This window comes from Candidatus Hydrogenedentota bacterium, from assembly GCA_012523015.1.
Taxonomy (GTDB): Bacteria; Hydrogenedentota; Hydrogenedentia; order Hydrogenedentales; family CAITNO01; genus JAAYBJ01.
On the sequence record JAAYJI010000283.1, the window covers coordinates 1 to 18,066 of the forward strand.

General features: G+C 56.2%; 13 protein-coding genes and 1 riboswitch. Of the genes, 6 read left to right on the top strand and 7 right to left on the bottom strand.

Features of this window, described 5'->3' with window-relative positions:
• From GX117_12370 to GX117_12385, 4 genes are all read left to right on the top strand, one after another.
• Positions 1-141 (top strand): hypothetical protein (locus GX117_12370; GenBank protein ID NLO34125.1); only part of this gene is annotated, 141 nt, incomplete at its 5' end.
• A gap of 61 nt (positions 142-202) precedes the next feature.
• A complete protein-coding gene (locus GX117_12375; protein ID NLO34126.1) occupies positions 203-940 on the top strand; it encodes a hypothetical protein in 738 nt (245 codons plus the stop codon).
• A 17-nt stretch (positions 941-957) separates the two neighbouring features.
• The gene (locus tag GX117_12380; protein NLO34127.1) at positions 958-1,782 is read left to right on the top strand and encodes a PIG-L family deacetylase; all 825 of its coding nucleotides are present in this window, start codon (positions 958-960) and stop codon (positions 1,780-1,782) included.
• Positions 1,779-2,471, top strand: coding sequence for a hypothetical protein (locus tag GX117_12385; protein ID NLO34128.1), 693 nt, complete (start codon positions 1,779-1,781; stop codon positions 2,469-2,471). Before GX117_12380 ends, GX117_12385 begins: the two co-directional genes overlap by 4 nt.
• Positions 2,472-2,495: 24 nt before the next feature.
• On the opposite strand, the gene GX117_12390 is transcribed toward GX117_12385, so the two are convergent.
• The 4 genes from GX117_12390 to GX117_12405 all read right to left on the bottom strand — a co-directional run bounded on the left by GX117_12390 (position 2,496) and on the right by GX117_12405 (position 9,029).
• Positions 2,496-3,785, bottom strand: a complete 1,290-nt coding sequence (locus GX117_12390) for a hypothetical protein (protein ID NLO34129.1) — start codon at positions 3,783-3,785, stop codon at positions 2,496-2,498.
• Positions 3,786-3,844: 59 nt separating this feature from the next.
• Complete coding sequence (locus GX117_12395) at positions 3,845-5,836, bottom strand: hypothetical protein (GenBank protein NLO34130.1); 1,992 nt, start codon at positions 5,834-5,836, stop codon at positions 3,845-3,847.
• 134 nt (positions 5,837-5,970) lie between these two features.
• Positions 5,971-6,873: a type II secretion system protein gene (locus GX117_12400; GenBank protein ID NLO34131.1), complete on the bottom strand. Its 903-nt coding sequence runs from the start codon at positions 6,871-6,873 to the stop codon at positions 5,971-5,973.
• Complete coding sequence (locus GX117_12405) at positions 6,870-9,029, bottom strand: hypothetical protein (GenBank protein NLO34132.1); 2,160 nt, start codon at positions 9,027-9,029, stop codon at positions 6,870-6,872. The genes GX117_12400 and GX117_12405 overlap by 4 nt, the downstream gene beginning before the upstream one ends.
• A gap of 68 nt (positions 9,030-9,097) precedes the next feature.
• A riboswitch (cobalamin riboswitch) is annotated at positions 9,098-9,314 on the bottom strand.
• 147 nt (positions 9,315-9,461) lie between these two features.
• Here GX117_12405 and GX117_12410 point away from each other — a divergent pair.
• Both GX117_12410 and GX117_12415 read left to right on the top strand, forming a co-directional pair.
• Entirely contained in the window at positions 9,462-10,376 is a 915-nt protein-coding gene (locus GX117_12410; GenBank protein NLO34133.1) for a bifunctional methionine sulfoxide reductase B/A protein, read from the top strand.
• A gap of 145 nt (positions 10,377-10,521) precedes the next feature.
• Positions 10,522-12,663, top strand: coding sequence for a hypothetical protein (locus tag GX117_12415; GenBank protein NLO34134.1), 2,142 nt, complete (start codon positions 10,522-10,524; stop codon positions 12,661-12,663).
• A gap of 61 nt (positions 12,664-12,724) precedes the next feature.
• Here the strand turns inward: GX117_12415 and GX117_12420 are convergent, their stop codons facing one another.
• From GX117_12420 to GX117_12430, 3 genes are all read right to left on the bottom strand, one after another.
• On the bottom strand, positions 12,725-14,908 hold the full coding sequence (locus tag GX117_12420; GenBank protein ID NLO34135.1) for a BcpO-related WXXGXW repeat protein: 2,184 nt from the start codon (positions 14,906-14,908) through the stop codon (positions 12,725-12,727).
• A 156-nt stretch (positions 14,909-15,064) separates the two neighbouring features.
• Positions 15,065-17,614 (bottom strand): DEAD/DEAH box helicase, encoded by a 2,550-nt coding sequence (locus GX117_12425; GenBank protein ID NLO34136.1) that lies wholly within the window; start codon positions 17,612-17,614, stop codon positions 15,065-15,067.
• 66 nt (positions 17,615-17,680) lie between these two features.
• Positions 17,681-18,066, bottom strand: a 386-nt coding sequence (locus GX117_12430; GenBank protein ID NLO34137.1) for a tyrosine-type recombinase/integrase, incomplete at its 5' end; no start/stop codon positions are given.

The window sequence follows — 18,066 nt, forward strand, 5'->3', positions numbered from 1 at the left end:
GTCCATCCCGTCCATCCCGTCCATCCCGTCCATCCCGTCCATCGTGTCCATCGTGTCCATCCCGTCCATCGTGTCCATCTTCAGCGGGCGGCAAATCCCCTTTCTCACGCGGTGTCCCCCTATGTTTTGGTTTCTTTGTAATAGCGTGATAAAATCAACCATACCCTTTGGAATTAGCGATCTTTATTTCTGGAGATACATTATGAGCTGGAAATTGACCCTGCCCGTCCTTTGTCTTGCGCTGCTTTGCGCCTGTTCACAACCGGCACCCGTGCAGGATGCTGCAGCGCCCGCCGCCGCAGCGCCCGAGGCCGCTGAGGCTCCGTCTCCGCAAGGGGATAAAGCCGATGCGCCCGCCGCCGCCGCCGCTGCCGCGCCGGCCGTGCCGCCGGAAGTCGCCGCCCCTGTACCGGCAGAACCACCAGTTGATTTGGGCGACGTGGACAGCGGCGTCTTTTTGCGCGCTACCCTCTCGCCCAACGCCGATTCGTCGTCCTGCACGGCGGAATACGTGGAGACTATGCGCGGCAATCTGTCGCTTGCGACTATCATCGTGAAAGCGCCCTTTCCCAAAGAGCTGCCCCTCCACTTTGAACTGACTTCGAAACGAGACTTCCCGAATACACCCGTCGTCGTCCGCGCCCACGCATACCGAGAAGATAATGAATCGGTGGGCGACGAATACGCCTGCATCTTAGGCACGAACGCTCGCGGCATACCTGATGCGGAAGGCAATGCGGGGCCGACCTACACCTTCACCCAAGATATATTGCAAGGACTAGAGACGATCCCTGAAACGCTGCTCGCTTTTGCGAAAGCCGAAGCCTACCTCATGCCGCCGGGAACCGTCGAGACCTTGCTCGATCCCCGTCATGCCGATTCTCCCGACCAGGTCAGCTTGATGAGCAACCCCGTGCGTATTTACTTTGTGGAGGAATAAACAATACTGTGAAGCTCATCTGTATAGGGGCGCATCCCGACGATCCTGAGGTTTTCGCCGGCGGTGTCATGTCGCTCTTTGCCCGTGCAGGTCACGACGTGCTCGCAGTATCCTTGACCAATGGCGACGTGGGGCATCACGAGATGGGCGGCGGCGCACTGGCGATACGACGTTATGAAGAAGCGCAGCGTGCAGCGGCGATCGGCGGTTATCGTTCCCTCGTCCTCGACAACCACGACGGCGAACTGGAAGTGACCCTTGCCCTGCGCAAAGAGGTGGTGCGCCTGATCCGCGCCCACAAAGCGGATCTGGTCTTCACCCATCGCTGCAACGATTATCATCCCGACCACCGCTATGCGGCGCAGCTGGTGCAGGATGCGGCGTTCATGGTGACGGTACCCCACTTTTGTCCAGACACGCCGGCACTGCGCAAGAATCCCATCTTCATGTATCTCTACGATCCCTTCACGAATCCGAGCCCTTTCGCCGCCGACGTTGCGATCCCCACAGATCCCGTCATGGATTTGAAATGGCGCTTGCTCGATGCCATGGATTCCCAGTTTTATGAATGGCTTCCTTGGCTCGCCGGAGTGGCAGATCAGGTGCCGCCTGCCACGGATCCTAAGGCGCGCAGGCAATGGCTCGAAGCCTTCTTCTCGCCTGAGCTGCAAGAACCGCTCCTTCACTACAAGGACTGCCTCCGTGACTGGTGCGGTGCCGCGGCAGAGACAACCCGTTATGCAGAAGTATTTCAGCTTTGCGAATATGGCCGACGTGCAGACCCGGACGAACTCAAAGAACTCTTTGCCTGTACCTTAAAAAGCGATGGAGCCTCCTTATGATGAACAGACGCAGCGACCTCCTTGTCTTTTCCGCAGCCTTAGTTTTGGCGCTCTTCTGCGGCGCGCCTTCGCTCCTCTACGGCGCCGACAATCCGCCGACCATCATCAACATCGGTGAGGCGGAATCCCTCGCGCCCATCGGTCAAGTGGAATTCTTTTTTGTGCGCCATTTCACGGCTGAGACCCTGGAAGAGTCGGTGACCCAATGTGAGACCTACCTCGGCGCTGCGCCTCAAGTGATCCGCGGCAGCGAGATGCAGCCCTCGGAATTGCGTACGTCGCCGCCCGTGATCACCTCCATTGAAGAGCATCAGTGCCGAGGCACGATTATGGTTCGCTTCAGCATGGCCGCCTTCAATACGCCCAAAACGGGGCCCATCCAATTCGCCGCGTTATGTGACAAGGTGGCAGCCTTGGCAAGCTCCGTGAAAGCCACCGTATCCAGTCCCACCTTCTACCCGGCCGATAAGGACAGTGTGGAAGCGGTGGTGCTCACCCGTGCCGCGGAAAACGCTTTTCTGCCCGCCGAAGCCGTGGCGGTAGCCGTCAAAAGCGCCATCTACGCCATCGATAATGTGGAGGTAGTCGAACTGACTTGGGAGCAGCAGCCTGCCGCGCAATATGGCGACGCCATCCAGATGAACTGTCGCGCCCGCGTTCAGGTCACCTATGTGTTGAGTCCGCAATAAAGCGCCCCTGCCTGCACGGCAGCTTTAGGAGTCAGCATCAGACGAGGCTTCAGCTTTGAGTATCGCCGACGCATCGAGCAAGTAAACCTGGCGCTGTCCCATGCACCGCGAGTCGATACAAATTTGGGTGCCGCCGCGGCTCCATCGCGGATGCAAATCGCAACGGAGCTGAATATCTTTGGGTTGTTCCTGATAAAACTTGCCCAGATCGATGCGCTTCCCATCTTCCACCCGATACAGGAGCAAGGTCTGCATGTGCTGCTTATCGGGATAGGTATCGGTGAGCATCCACTTGCCGCAAGGGGAGTAGGTGCAGTGTCCGTCCGCCGTTAGTACATCGGCGCCGATGACCTCCACGGTGTCGCGCTTATCCGTGTATAAATGATATTTATCGCGGGACTCGGGTTCCCGTGACCACGCGAGCAAATGGCCGGGGTCGCGCCAAATGAAATGAGATACCATACCGTTATCGTTGAAGCAAAAGAGATCGCTGCCGTCGGGCGCAGCCGTGAATCCTTGGGTGAAACGCCCTTTCCCATCGGCGCGATGCCAGCGATGCAAAAAGATGAAGCGCGAACCGTCGGGGTTGTACAGTAAATGATTGAACCAATGCTTGCCGCCGTCGGTCGTGTCGTTGCCGTAAGCTTCCGCGATTTGCGCCAGTGTGAAGATCGTTTTCGACGCGCCCGTTTCCAGATCCAGCACATAGATACCGTCATTATCGGGATACAAGTGATCCGCGCCGGGATCCTCGATGCCCACATAGCCGTAGCCGGGGCGGGTGTTGCCGACCCGTGCGAAATTGAGGCCAAGCGCCTGTTTACCGTCAGGGCTGACCGTATAGACAGGCTTGGGCAAGCTCCGTTTTTCTCCGGTAAAAACGTTTTGGATGATGCTGATATAGCGGCCGTCTTCACGGCTGTTGTAAATGACTTCCGTGTCCGAGCCGGGCAGCCACTGCAGCATACAGCCCTGCTGCCAGCACCACGCGGTGGTCTGTGCAAAAGGAATCCAGCGGTCGTCTTCCTGTACATCGATCATGCCCAAAACAAGGGTATCTTCGGCTTCAGGCGGACGCCCTTCGAAAGACACTTCCATGGAAAGGACGTAGCGATCGGAAGGATCAAACGGATGCTTATCGTAATAGCCGAACCAGTGCGCCTGCGGGCCTGAAGTGAGGGCGCGGCAAGGGATCACCGGCTGACAGGGCGACAAGGCGTCGTCCTTCGAAGCGGGCTCATCGGCATGTGCCCCAAGACCTAAAATAACCATAACCGTCAAGCCGAGGATCGGCAGCAAAGACATTTTCTTCATGATACACGCCTTCCCGAAGGAAGTCCTTTCCAACCCGATGCGGATCGCAAGGATCCCGATTATTGTTTAGCCGCGGCTTGTCGTGCATACAGACAGCCCTGTATACACAATACCACGATCAAGGCTAGGGACAAAATCGGTCGCAAGGGCACGACAACATTCAGCTCAACATGGATGAAGGGAGACTGCGCCTGAGCCAAGGCGTCGGTCACAATACAACAATAAACACCTTCATCCTCTTCGCGAAGGCCATCAAAAACCAAGGTAGGACCATCCCCGCCCGGCAGCGGCTGCCACGACTCCGCATTGTCTACACGGTACCATTGATACTGTACAGCGTCCACCGCGTGTTCCACATCCACATGCAGCGTGAGCGGCTGTCCCCTACCTGCCGACACCGTTTCCGGTCCCCCATAGTGCAGTGCCAAGGCAGCAGTCGGTATAGGTCCATCGTCTAGTTCCGGTAGATGCAGGCGCCGGCTCCGTTGGCTTTCATACAAGGATTGGGGCCGCAGATAAACGGCGCCGTTAATGAATTCAGTATAGTCGTAGGGTTCCGTCCCCGTGGCTAAGGCACCCGCCACAACAGACTGCGTGGTGTGCACGTCCATAGCGTCTGTGCCGATCACATAGCCCTGCCCGTAATTAAAGGACAAGATCCGTCCCATACCGTCTCCGCGCGTATTCCACAACACCGTTTCGGTGGCAGTGTGCCCGGCGCCGGTGCTCCAGTCCCGTCGGTTGCCCGTGCTCCAGCCGTCGTGAAAAAGACAGGAGTCGACAAGACACGCCATGGACAGGGAATGGTGGTATTCGCTGTAGGCACGGGTGGCAATCTCCAATCCGCCCATACGGTTGACGACGGCGCTGCCGGAACTTTCACAGCGGAGCCAAACAACGCCGGAGGTGCCGAAACCCCAATTCTGAATGAAGTTGTGCCGGCCATTGCGTGCGATACAATCGCGAAAGAGGATTTCACCGCTTTGCGAAACTTCAAAGAGATAGCCGTTGCCGCCGTCGCCTCGGTTTTGGGCATTCTCCAGGACACACGCCTCCACGGTCACCGCCTTCGACGAGAGAAATTTGAAGCCGCAGCTTTGCAAATGCTTGCCTTGCAGCTCAGGATAGAAAGGCGATTCAAAGCTGGCGACACGGCGCAGATAACTGTGCTTTACCCCTTGCATCTCCAGAACGCGGGTCTGGTTTCTCGACCAAGCCTGTTCCACCTCCACGGCATTGGAAAACGCCAAATCTTCCACCACACATTCTTCCAGGTAACCCGTTTCTTTGCGCACGCTCCCCCGGTCGCGCACACGAACAGGATAACGAAGCGGCACATCCACGGTGATCCGTTTGGGTGAAGCAGCGAGATCTATGGCTGTAATCGTTCGACGAAAAACGGGGACCCACGAACCGTTGAAAGCGACCCAAGTACCGGTCATTCCGTGTTCTTCAATAAAGTCATCGGTGATTTCCCAGCCAATGACCACGTCATCGCCAACGTTCAGCCCGTCAGCATCGTCTACACTCAGGGTGAAGGATCGATTTTCCGCATCTTCCGACAAGGGCTTGTCCGCCCCTGTACCCACAGCGCCTTGGAAGAGTATATGGGATTTGCCATTGGATAGGGGCGTCGACGTGAAAAAGAGGAAGGACGCATCCGAGCCTGCGCCGCGCAGCACGATCCTGGAGGCGCTGATGATTAAGGGGCTGTCGCAACGGTACTGCCCCGCCGGGAAAAAGACGATACCGCCGCCCGCTGCCTGAGCATCGTTAATGGCTTGCTGTATCGATGCGCTCCCGTCAGCGTTGCCGGTGGGGTCGGCACCGTAATCCGCCGCCACATCAAAAACAGGCAGTCCATCCGTATCGGGCAAATCGGGCGCGCCGTAATGATAGCCTGCATAGGAAAAATCATGGAGGAAACGGCCCTGTCCATCGCTGAGCAAGGGATCCCAATCTTCGGGGTACAAGGCACTGTGCGCCGCGAAAAGCTGCGACGAAAATAAAAGGAGGATAAGGGTAACAGACAGCCCAAAAATGCGTTTCACTGTGATAAGCTCTCCCTGAACTATGGAGTACATCCAACCCAAAACGAGGGGCGACGAGCTGCTTCGCCGCCGGGGCGTCCGACAACGCCCCTTGAACCCGCCTGCAAAAACAATCCTCAACACCGTGAAACTGCTTAATCTCGGGCGGCCAAAAGTTGAGTATAATCTTTTTTAGGCGCGTTATCAAAGAAAAAATTGTTCTGCGGACCGAACCAGCCCACGCTCCAACGGCGGTTCCGCTCACCGTATACATTGGTTTCCGGCGACCATTCCCAGGCCTCGCTGGAAATATGTCCGTCACACCAAACCACGTTAACGCGCCCAAAATGACGAAAATGTAAGGTCGGCGACATATAGGACGCGTCGGGGTAGCCGCGGGGATGTTCATAAGACACGGATTTGGGCGGCTCGATAAAGCTGTATTCAAGAATGGAGCCGTCCCGGGGCATGGCGGCGTCGGCAAACATCAGGGTCTGCGACGGGTTGGCGATGGCAATATCTATCATCCCTTGACGCACCGCCTGAACCAAATCCTTTTTGATGCTCAGTTGCGACCCCACATAGGCCATGTTATAGCCGTAGCCGCCGGAGCCTCCTTCAAAGACATCCGGCGCGTCTCCATGCTTCACATATTCACTGAACAAAGGACATTCTTTTACCCGCCCATCGGCGATGTATTGGGCAATAGCGCCGGAGCGGGAATCAAAGGGCGTGGCAGCGTTAGGCGTTTCCCGGCTGCCATGCCACCGCTTGCGCCCGCCGAAATTATCGGGGTCGCTGCCGGGCAGCATAAAATCATAGAGATCCGCCGCCGCCGGCATATAATGACCGTTATGCTCAGCTGCGTACATGGTATTTGCCAGATAGAGTTGGCGCAGGTTGTTGATGCAATGGGTGTTCCGTGCATGGGCACGGGCACGGGACAGGGCAGGCAACAATAAGGCGGCCAAGATGCCTATGATCGCAATGACCACCAAGAGTTCAATGAGCGTGAACCCGAAACGCAACCGAAGATCTGCGCGCAAAACCCTTTTCATCGAACTTGCCTCGACGGAGCAAGGAAGCGCCTCGCGCCCAACACGGTCACCATCACTATGATGAGAAGGAGGCCCAGCACGCCCACGACGGGTACAGGAACCACATCAAAAAGGAAGACGGCACTTCCGATCAGCTCCGTCGCTTCGGGATCTGCATATAAATCAAGGAAGAGCCGGGCGATGTCGTCATTGCCGGCCGTATCAATGCGAAGGGAAAAGCTGAGGCTGCCGTTGATCGGAAGCAACTGGAACCCGGGCAAGTCGGGGCGGGCGTCACTGCCCAGGAGCTGCCCTCCCTCCACGACGAGCGTAAGGGTCTGATGCGCCGCCAAGGGATTGCCGAAAGCGTCTGTAATCTGATCGCTGATGAAGGCGGCGGGGCCCGGTGCCTTTTGATTGGGGTACAAGGGATAAATTTCCACAGGTCCGGTGGCAGCGCCCGGGTCAATGGGCAGCGCCAATTTTCCATGGAGCAAACTATCTTGAGAAATGGCCGTGATCCATGCCGTGCCCGCCTGCGTCTCGCAGCGCAGCTCAAATTGGATCACACCCGCCATCGCGGCAATCTGGATGCCCGGCGCGCCCCCGTCCATGTCCGCGCTGACGATTGTGCCCAGTGTCGTGGACACGGTGAAGAGCGTCCCATCAGGGACCACCGTGTCGTCCGAAGCCAAGATGACGCCGCTCGTCACGGGGACGAGCGTCCCGGGTGCGCCCACCTGTCCCCGCTCCAAAGCGGCGTTCAGCAGGATTTCTCCGCCATGGGTGGAACCGTCGCCGCTGCCCGGCGGCGCCGCCACAAGAAACAAGCCGGCGTATTGGCTGCGGAAGTGGATCAGATTGGCGTCCACATCCCTCACAATATCCTCTATAGCGGCTTGGGTGAATTGGGAGCCGTCATAACGGAAGGGCTGCAGCGCTGCCTCATCAAGCCCTGCGATTTCATCCGCTGTATAGGCAATCGTGAATCGGGCGTGCTGCACTTGTGCGGCGGCGAAATCGGGCTCGCTGCTGCTGAACAAGCGGCATGCGCCACTTTTTTCCAAGCCGGCAAGGGTAAGTTCAGGCGCGGGATCGTCGGCATCCTCAATATCCACGATACAATTGAAGGGTCGTGCCCCTGTGCGCAGCCCCGAAGAATAGAGGCTGATTGCATTGCCCCCACTGTCGGCAGCGGTACCTAAGAGCGTCCCTGCCGGGCTGCCGCCGTAGACCTCAGGTATTTCAAGGGCGAGCACCGTACTTTCCGGACGTAAGGGGTCAGTCCCGCTCACGCGGATCTCGTAGTCATCGAGAATACCATCGCCGTCCGTGTCTAAGTCGCGCGCCACAGCGGCAACACCGCCGATCTCGGGCGAGACAATGCCCAGCGCGCCATCTACAGCGTTGATAAAAGCTGAAATACGCAGGAAATGGAATCGGCTGATGCCTGCAGGATCGCCCGTTTCATCGACCGGCACCGCCCAACGGATATCGAAGGCATCGCCGCCGCCGCTGCCCGGCGTCAGCCCCACCGTGAAAGGATCGTCGGGGCGCATATAATTATCCAAATACTCCTGAACCGTCGGGTTCAGCTCGGCATAGCCCCAATCATATTCCGTGCCGTCTGTGTTCGGGTTGAGAATATTGCCTGCCAGCGGCGGATTCGGATTGGCCATACCCCAAGGAAGCACACTGCGATCCAGACCGCGGCTGCCCGGAATGAGGTACCACGGATCATCGGCAATGCCGTTGCCGTTCACATCCTCACTAATTTCGACCAAGGCGGGCTCACACCATTTGCGATAGGGATTGCCGCCCGCCCAAAAGCTGTTGCTGTAAATGATGAAATCATAACCGTCTATGTTGTCGGGATGATCCTCAACAGGCGTGGTGAATTTCAACAACACATAGCTGCCGGGCGCAGGACCGGGACGCCCCAAGGAATGTATCTTGCTGTTGTTCACCGCGTAGACGCTTCCGCCAACCGGAGCGCCTAAATCATGTTTAGGCTGATTGAATCCGGGAACGGGATCGAGGGCATTAAAAGAAAGGAGGGTGTCGGCCCAAGGCGGTGTTGCAAAAGCAACTGAAAACGAAACAGAAACAACAAAAGAGAAAAGGAAAAGAATACCCGGGATCCGACACCCCAAAGGACAATAAGCATTACACGACATTGAAAAACACTCCTTTCTGTTGTCCGTCGCAACAGGTTCGGCACGGTGAAACAATTCCGCCATGCACGGAACAATAAGGCGATGTCGGCAGGTCTTCGGGCTTACAGGCACGGTCTCTTGGACCATCTGGGGGCGCCGCTTCCCAGCCGCAAACTGACTGCGGCCAGTGCGTAGGATGCGCCCTTCGTTCCTGTTTACCGCTGCGGGACAGCTCCAGCATTTAACCGGATTCCCTCTTAGCGCTGATAGAAACTCGTACAGCGAACCGACAAGCGTATCATAACAAATTTTTGAATTTTAGACAAACGGGGCGCCCGAGCCGCACCTCGAAACAAGGCATACACACACACGATTCTTTTTGAAAACACAACCGCCTTTTTAAGGAATAGGCGCTTCATTTTTCCGGTTATCCTCTTAAAAAGGAGCCCCGTCATGACTTTAATACTCTCTTATGCGTTTATGGCCGCCTTATACGGCGCTTTCGATGAAAATACCCCTGCCCTATCCCCCGAAGAAGAAGCGGTCATCGTGCATAAAGCGACGGAACGGCCCTTCACCGGAAAATATCTGAACCACTGGGAAAAGGGCGTCTATCACTGCCGACGCTGCAACGCCCCCCTATACCGGGCAGACACTAAATTTGATGCCGGATGCGGGTGGCCCAGCTTCGACGACCAGATAAAGGGCGCCGTCAAACAAGTGCCCGATGCAGACGGACGGCGCACGGAAATTGTCTGCGCCCGCTGTGGCGGGCACCTTGGTCATGTTTTCTTTGGCGAAGGCTTCACCCCAAAAAATACCCGGCACTGCGTCAACTCCCTGTCCTTAACCTTTAGCGAAGGCGCGACAGACTCGGAGCCCGATTACAAACATCGCGCCCTCTTTGCAGGCGGTTGTTTCTGGGGCGTCGAATATCTCTTTCAAAATGAACCGGGTGTCCTCGCCACCCAAGTGGGATATGCAGGGGGACAGGTGGACAAGCCCACCTATGAACAGGTGTGCAGCGGCAATACGGGTCATGCCGAAGCGGTGGCCGTCTTTTATGATCCGCAAAAGACCAGCTTCGAAACCCTCGCCAAACATTTCTTCGAAATCCATGATCCCACGCAAAAAGATCGTCAAGGTCCCGACGTTGGCAGTCAATACCGCTCCGTCGCCTTTTATGACACAGACCAAGAACGGGACATCCTGCTGCGCCTCATCGAAGAACTGAAAGGTAAAGGCTTCGAAGTGGTCACCACCGTTGAGAAAGCGCCAATCTTCTGGCAAGCCGAAGACTACCACCGGCAGTACTACAACAAAACGGGAAAACGGCCCTATTGCCACCAGTATCAAAAACGCTTCTAGTTGATCTGAAACGGGATAAGAGCGTATTCTGTCGTAGAAGCGTTAAAATCGTGTTGTGGAGCACAAGGGGACGGCACCGCTAAGAACACTGTGCTGTTACCGCTCCAACTTCGTTCCCTTTCTTCCAAGGAAGGGACACACCTTGATGGGAGATTCCGTTATGACTGCTATGCTCACCCTCTGTATGCTCTTTTCCCAACTGACCGATAACCTAGCCGCTCGTGTAGACACCCTCCGTTTTCATGTGGAGCGGCTTGCCGCCATCACGGTAGAGGATGCGCTGCAGACAGAAAAAGAAGCGCGCCTAACAGCCTTGGAAGAAGCCCTTGCAAGCGAGATCAACGATGAAGAAGCCTTCAATGCCTGTTATGACGCCATCGATGAAGTCCGCCAATGGTTGTGGCAACATTCCAAACATCGTCCGGAAATCGCACAAGGAAGCTTTCAAGAACATGCCGAATTTTGGCGCATTAAAAACGACACGCTCACGGTGACCCTCGCACGTGACAACTTGGCCTTGACCGTAAACACGCGGGGACAACGCTGGCAATTCCAGCCCTCCGATGATCAGGATCTCGAATTTGACGAATTGAGTGCGGCGCTCTCACAGGCGAAGACCATCACAGCAGAAGCCTTCAACACCGGCTGCAGCATTGGCATGGCAATCACCTTCAGCGCCTTCGAGGCGCTGCCCGATTTCTCTCTATCCTGCGTGTTTCGCATCATGGATAGTGAACTCGTCATGGACATAACGGCGCAAGAGCCCACTGCTTCCCTGCAGTTTGTGAATTGGCCCAAGACGATCGTGCTCGACAAATCACCCGATACGCTGTCCGTGATCCCTCGAATGCAGGGTATGCTGCTGCCGGGAAATTGGGAGCAAACCATCAGCGCCGCGGACTTGTGCAATTCCCGCTCTTTCTACATGGCTTGGTGGGGACACCTGCAAAAATCAGCGGGAGTACAAGTTATTTTGGAGACCCCTATTGACGGCGGCGGCTACTACAAACATCGTAGTGGCGGGCCCACCCTCGCAGCGCCGCGCTGGTACAGCAGCCTTGGGAAACTGGACTATCAACGAACAATCCGTTATGTATTCGACGATGACACAAGTTATGTAAAAATGGCAAAACGATATCGCCGTTTCATGCAAGAAAAGGGCGAATTTGTATCGCTCCGAGAAAAGCTGTGCCGCACGCCTGCTCTGGATCAAGTCATTGGTAAACCCGTCATTCATCTGGGCGCCCTCTATCACTTTGTCAAAGAGGCCGCGCTCTATAAGAAAGACAAGATTGAGAACAACCACAACCTCCAGACCTTCGATCAACTCATCGAACGACTGCACAGCTTTAGTGACAAAGGAGTGGGCGCAGCCTATGTACACCTCGACGGCTGGGGCTTTTACGGTTATGACAGCGGTCATCCTGATGTACTGCCTGTGGGCGAAATTCAAGGAGGTTGGGAAGGTCTGCGACGTTTTGCAGACAGCTGCGCACAAATGAATTATCTCTTCGCCGTCCATGACCAATACCGTGATTTTTATCTCAATGCCGCCTCTTATGATGAACGGCTGTCCGTGTTGAGTCGGAACGGCAGCCGAGACACGCACAGTGTTTGGTGCGGCGGACCGCAAAGTATTCTCAGCGCCCGTTTCGCTCCCGAATATGTGCGCAGGAATCATGATTTATTTGCTGCCAACGGCGTCAATGTGAAGGGGGCGTATCTGGATGTTTTCTCTATAGTACCGCCAGAAGAAAGCGCTGAACCTCTCTATCCCATGACGCGCAGTGAATGCGCTCGTTATCGGCGCCAATGCTTTGACTTGCTCCGTGCCCGCGGCTATGTGGTGAGTTCGGAAGAGCCCGTCGATTTTTTGACCCCTGCCTTGGATCTCGTCCATCACGGGCCCTATGCAACCTACCCGAACATCGGCGGCGGTGATGCCACAGGTATCCCAATTCCTCTTTTTAACCTGGTTTATCACGACTCCATTTTGCTGCCGTGGGATATGAGTGAAAACGGCGGATGGGGAACGCCCACGGCCGATTCCGGACGGCTCCATTGCTTATTGAACGCCGGACTCCCCTACCTTTCGGGCACGGAGGATGAACTAATCACGCAAGCCCTTGAGGCGGCAGCTTTGGCAGGTGAATGCGCCTTCGCTGAAATGCTAAACCATGAATTCCTCGACGACACGTACCGACGGCAGCGTACGACCTATGCCAACGGCACAGTCGTAACCGTTGATTTTGAGACCGGCGACTACAGCATCACCAAGAACAAATAAAAAAGAACAGGATGAAGGCTTTCCGTTCATCCTGTTCACGATTCTATCAACAGTATTTCTATCAGCGTGCGCGGGTTGCCGGTTGTCGCGCCCCGGTGCTTCCTTGTGTGCTTCGCACGCTAGGCGTTCCCGTTCCTGCCCGAGGCGTGGGCGTGACACCGCTGCTTCGACCGGAAGTTGTGGGCGCAGCAGCTTTGGGCGCACTCTGCGCAGGACTCGGTGTCGACCGTACAGCCGCAGGAGCGCGCGTTGCAGGCGCGGCAGGCGCAGGACTCGGTGTCGACCGTACAGCCGCAGGAGCGCGCGTTGCAGGCGCGGCAGGCGCAGGGCTCGGCGTCGCACGGGGCGTTGCCGCAGGTGCGCGCGTTGTGGGCACATTCCGCGCCGGTGCTGTCTTGGGCACATTGGGCGTAGGAGTGGCAGGCGATGCTGCAGGCGCACGGGCCGCAGGTGTTGCCGCCGGCGTCGTACGCGTCGCTTCAGGCGCACGGGCCGCAGGCGTTGCCGCCGGTGTCGTACGCGTCGCTGCAGGCGCGCGGGCCGCAGGCGTTGCCGCAGGTGTCGTACGCGTCGCTTCAGGCGCGCGGACCGCAGGTGTTGCCGCAGGTGTCGTACGCGTCGCTTCAGGCGCGCGGACCGCAGGTGTTGCCGCAGGTGTCGTACGCGTCGCTTCAGGCGCGCGGACCGCAGGTGTTGCCGCAGGTGTCGTGCGCGTCGCTTCAGGCGCGCGGGCTGCAGGCGTTCTGGCAGCCCCTTCATCCCGGGCGGACCATTCCGGCGTCGTGGTGGTACGCTGTTGGGTGGGCGTCGGCGTGCTAGGCGTTATTCCGGCTCGTTCCCGCTGCACTTCGCTGCGCGTCGGCGTGGAAGGCATCTTGGGTTGAGGCGCATCCGGCACGGGCGGCGGTGTGCGCACGCTGCGTTGTCCGTCACCGGCACGGGCTGCTATGGGCGACGTCGACAATTCCGTACGAACCGGTTTCGCCGTTTCGATAGGATTCTTTCGTGTTCCCGACTGAACCGGCGCCGCTTCTTTCTGCACACGCTCCTCTTGCAACTGGCGTACGCGTTGTCCAAGTCCTGTAATCCGATTCCGTTCATCTCTGTTCATAGCGGAAAAACGGAGCGATTGGTTTGTGTTTTTAACGGCTTCGGTGAAGCGTTGTCCGATACTTATATCTAGGGGCGCATCTGCTTTGGCGCTTCGCTGCGATTGCAAGGCGAGTGTATGCGGCGGCCGCAGCAATTCATTTTCACGATAATTTCTATAGCGGTTCCTGATGAGGTTGTCCCAGTTGGGATTCTGTTTCAATTGTCTCATGCGGAAATGGGCGTACATGGGATCGGGCCCGTATTGGGGAAGCCGATTTGAATACCAGGGGAAAAAGCCCCGGTCTTCATAGCGGTAATCATAATAATCACCGAAGTAATAATGCCGTGTCCGCGGCTGAATGAAGATGTGCGCCGTCACAATGTCCAGATTAATGACGATGCTCGGCCGGTACACATAGCCAACCGTCCTGAACAAGGGTCGTTGGTAGTAGACCGGGGCAAACATGACGCCGCGATAGCTGATGTCATAATCCCAATAGCCCGGAACATAGATGCTTCCGCGGGGTGTCCAGCTGTAATGAGGCGGGACCCACACCCAATCGGGGCGCTGCACGACCCAATAGCCGGGCCGCCAAAAATAGCGGCTGTCCTGCCAAACCCAGCATCCCGGCGACCAGATCCTATCGGGGCCGGGCATAGGCGAGCTGGGACCCAATTCAAGGGGTTCGGGCGGCGGCGGCAGATAGGTCATCTGCACCACATTGATTTCACGCCAAAAACCGGAAATCCACTGCATTCCGGTTCCTGCCGGTGCCCAGTAGCCGGGAACCCATTCACGGCCGGGCGGGATCACACGCCACACGCCGCTGATCCAAATGAAATCGCCGCGGTCTTCGTCCCAAGCCCAGTAGCCGGGGATCCACGCCACATCCGGACCTTCAGGACGAATTTCCGGCGGAATCTCTTCGACAGGGCCGTAGGGCGCGCGCGACACAATGATACCGGCGGCGGGGCCGGACATGGCCACTTGCGCGAAGGCCTCATGCATAGGACCGCGCGTTAAGACCTGCAAACCCACTTCATCTTGATATTGTCCATGAACCGACACGGCGCCGAATAAGGCGGCGGCAAGAATCATAAGCACCACCGGGAAAACTCCCGAGCATAGTCTTGTCGTGGCATTTCGTTTCATGTCATTTCCTTTCTATGCCTAAGGCAACCTAAACAGCCAAGCATGCTGTTGCATGCGCTTTTGCTAATTCCTCAACGCTACAAACAACGGGGAATGCCGATTCATTCACCGAAAGCAACTGATCTGTCATAAAGACGTCTGGTCTCTGTCGAATATTCAATTTTCCCGTTTTTTCTTGAAAAAAGTCTCTAAGGCAGTCCACACGCTTTCGTTGGAACCTCGGACGACGGGCAGCGGCGGCAGCGACGTCATAAAAGCTCTGCCGTAGTATTTCGTTACAATGCGTTTATCAAGAACCACAATAACGCCCCAATCCGTTTTGCGGCGTATGAGCCGGCCGAAACCTTGGCGCAGTTTGATAACCGCTTGGGGCACTTGAAAATTCATAAAGGCGTTGCCCCCTTCCTTCTCGATTGCTTCGGAACGTGCTTCGAGAATGGGCTCGGTGGGAACGCGAAAAGGCAGACGAGTCAGCACCACACATTGCAGCGATTCGCCTGCCACGTCCACACCTTCCCAAAAACTATCGGTTGCAAAAAGAACACTGGAAGCATTATCACGAAAGGCCGTCAACAGACGGGTTCGCGAATCTTTACCTTGACAGAGGCTCTCAATACCGCGTTCCGCCAATTCGATTTCCAGCCGATCATAGACAAAGTCCATGGCGTAGAAAGAGGTGAACAACACAAGGGCATGCCCTTGTGTAATACGCAATATGGAACGGATCGTCTCCACCTGATTTTCAAGATAATCCTCCTCACCGGGAAGCGGGCCGTCTGTAGGGATACACATGAGGGTCTGATCTTTATAATCAAAGGGCGAGTCCAACAGCAACTCCTTCACGCGCTCTTCCGGGAGCAAATTCAAACCGATCCGCGATTTACAATAATCGAAGCTGCGCCGCACCGTAAGGGTGGCGGAGGTCATGATGACGCTGCTCATTTTCTTGTACAACCATTCAGACAGCGGCTGCCCTACCTCAAGGGGACAGCGGGCAATACGTACTCGATCTTCATCGCGGCTGTGCAGCTCAATCCAGCGCACCGTATTATCTTCCAATTCCTCTTTGGTGCATTCCTCCAAGGCTTTTGCGATGGTTTCAATCTGGCGCAAATAAGCCTTGAGCTCCGTTAATTCCAACAGCACGGGAAGCTCTTCTCCCGGTTCCGGTCGAATCTCTTCGAGTTTTTCCGCCAGACGCCGACCATGATGCAACAGTGCACCCACATGCTCTATAGCGGGCAAAATCTCTTCCTCGTGAAGGCTGCGCAGCTCCGGCTCACTCAGCACTTCCTCGGTGAGACGCCACTGTATTTCGGTGCCCACCCGGCCGCAATGGGTGGTCGTATACACGCGTAACACATGAAACGCCTGATCCAACGCGTCTTCCGTCATAAGGATAATGGGCTGCAGCCGCTCCTCGATAAGAACAAGAAAGTCATTGTAATCTTCCACAGAAACGGTTGTGCAATTACGCATGAGTTTTAGTTTAAGGAAAGGGAGAAGCCCCCGTTCCAGATCCGAATCGCGGCGGTAGAGTTTTCGCATGGTCTTACGCATACCGATACGCGTGGCGGAAATACCAAAGTATTCGGTGGCCGCGTCTTCAATGCTGTGGGCCTCATCAAAAATGAGACGGCTATAGGAAGGCAATACTGCCGTGGCGCTAAAATCGCCGGTCTCCCGTTTCACGGCAATGTCTGCAAATACCAAATGATGATTGGCAACCAAGATATCGGCCGTCGCCATGACACGGCGCGCCCGCATAAAAAAACATTCCCGGAAATGGGTACACGCGGCGCCCAAACATACATCAGGTTCGCAGCATACTTTCTCCCACACCGAACGCGACGCCATAAACGGAAGGTCGGCCTGACTCCCGTCTTCCGTGGTCTCCGCCCAAGCGGCGATAGCACGGATCTGTTCGGCAGTGCGTTCATCTTCAAAGAGCGATATTTCTGAAAATGCCCGGGCCAACTTATGCAAACAAAGATAATTGCTGCGCCCTTTCACGAGACAGGCTTCAAAGTCTTCTTTGATGCAGGCTTTCAACAGTGGCAAATCATGATGAATAATCTGTTCTTGAAGGTTGATGGTTCGCGTGGAAATAACAATGCGCTCTTTATTGCGGCGCGACCACAAGACCGCCGGCAGCAGATAGGCCATCGTCTTGCCCACCCCCGTGGGCGCTTCCACCAGTGCGAGGCTGTCGCTATTGAAGGCGGCGGCGATACATTCCGTCATTGCCAGTTGTTGCGGCCGCAGTTCAAAGCCGTCCAAGTGTTCTGCCAACGCACCCGTTTCTGTGAAAGCGTCCTTCAGTTCGTCAACGGCCAAGGGTATAATCGGTTTCGGCAGAAAGGCCTCTACCACCACGTAACAATGGGTAACTTCATTATCGACAATGTAGACCCCATGTCCGTGGGCGCTGTATAGGGTGGCCAATTCCAAATCTGCATCGCTGGGCGTGAGATCCCCCGACGGATGATTGTGCAGCACCACTTCACGGGTATCCAGCATGGAAAAGAGTGCGGGCACCGCCTTCGCATTACCACGCGCCAAAATACGAATCGCCACCAATATCCCGGCATCATCCATGGTACCGTCGCAAAACACCTCATTACCGCCTGCATCACGGATAAAGCCGCACATCGTATCAGCCGCCTCACGGCTCATTCTTTTGAGAATAGGCTCTCCGTTTACCATGAAATTCCAACTCCGACCTAAGGCTTTTGTGGGATTTAAAACATCGCCTTCACTACTGGTTCCCCTTTATCCCCGAGGATGAAAGGCTTTGTGTGCCTGGGAAAGACGCTCTGTACTTACGTGTGTATAAATCTGTGTAGTTCCAATATCAGCGTGACCCAACATTTCTTGGACAGCGCGCAAATCAGCGCCATGATCGAGCAGATGGGTCGCGAAAGAATGACGCAGCATGTGGGGCGTCACATTTTGTGAAATATTCGCCAAGGCGGCATAGCGTTTCACCAAACGCCAAACCGTGGTCCGAGACAGGCGCTTTCCCGTGGGACCAATAAATAGCGCGCCGTCACGGCCGGCCCATTTCATTCGCTCCTCAAGCCATCGACGGAGCTTTGTTTGCGCCGTACGACCCAGCGGAACCAAACGAAACTTGGCGCCTTTACCATAAACGCGAA

Coding starts and splice junctions, on each gene's coding strand:
- GX117_12385 (NLO34128.1), top strand. CDS start 1,779: ATGATGAACAGACGCAGCGACCTCCTTGTCTTTTCCGCAGCCTTAGTT.
- GX117_12390 (NLO34129.1), bottom strand. CDS start 3,785: ATGAAGAAAATGTCTTTGCTGCCGATCCTCGGCTTGACGGTTATGGTT.
- GX117_12420 (NLO34135.1), bottom strand. CDS start 14,908: ATGAAACGAAATGCCACGACAAGACTATGCTCGGGAGTTTTCCCGGTG.
- GX117_12425 (NLO34136.1), bottom strand. CDS start 17,614: ATGGTAAACGGAGAGCCTATTCTCAAAAGAATGAGCCGTGAGGCGGCT.
- GX117_12405 (NLO34132.1), bottom strand. CDS start 9,029: ATGTCGTGTAATGCTTATTGTCCTTTGGGGTGTCGGATCCCGGGTATT.
- GX117_12415 (NLO34134.1), top strand. CDS start 10,522: ATGGGAGATTCCGTTATGACTGCTATGCTCACCCTCTGTATGCTCTTT.
- GX117_12410 (NLO34133.1), top strand. CDS start 9,462: ATGACTTTAATACTCTCTTATGCGTTTATGGCCGCCTTATACGGCGCT.
- GX117_12375 (NLO34126.1), top strand. CDS start 203: ATGAGCTGGAAATTGACCCTGCCCGTCCTTTGTCTTGCGCTGCTTTGC.
- GX117_12400 (NLO34131.1), bottom strand. CDS start 6,873: ATGAAAAGGGTTTTGCGCGCAGATCTTCGGTTGCGTTTCGGGTTCACG.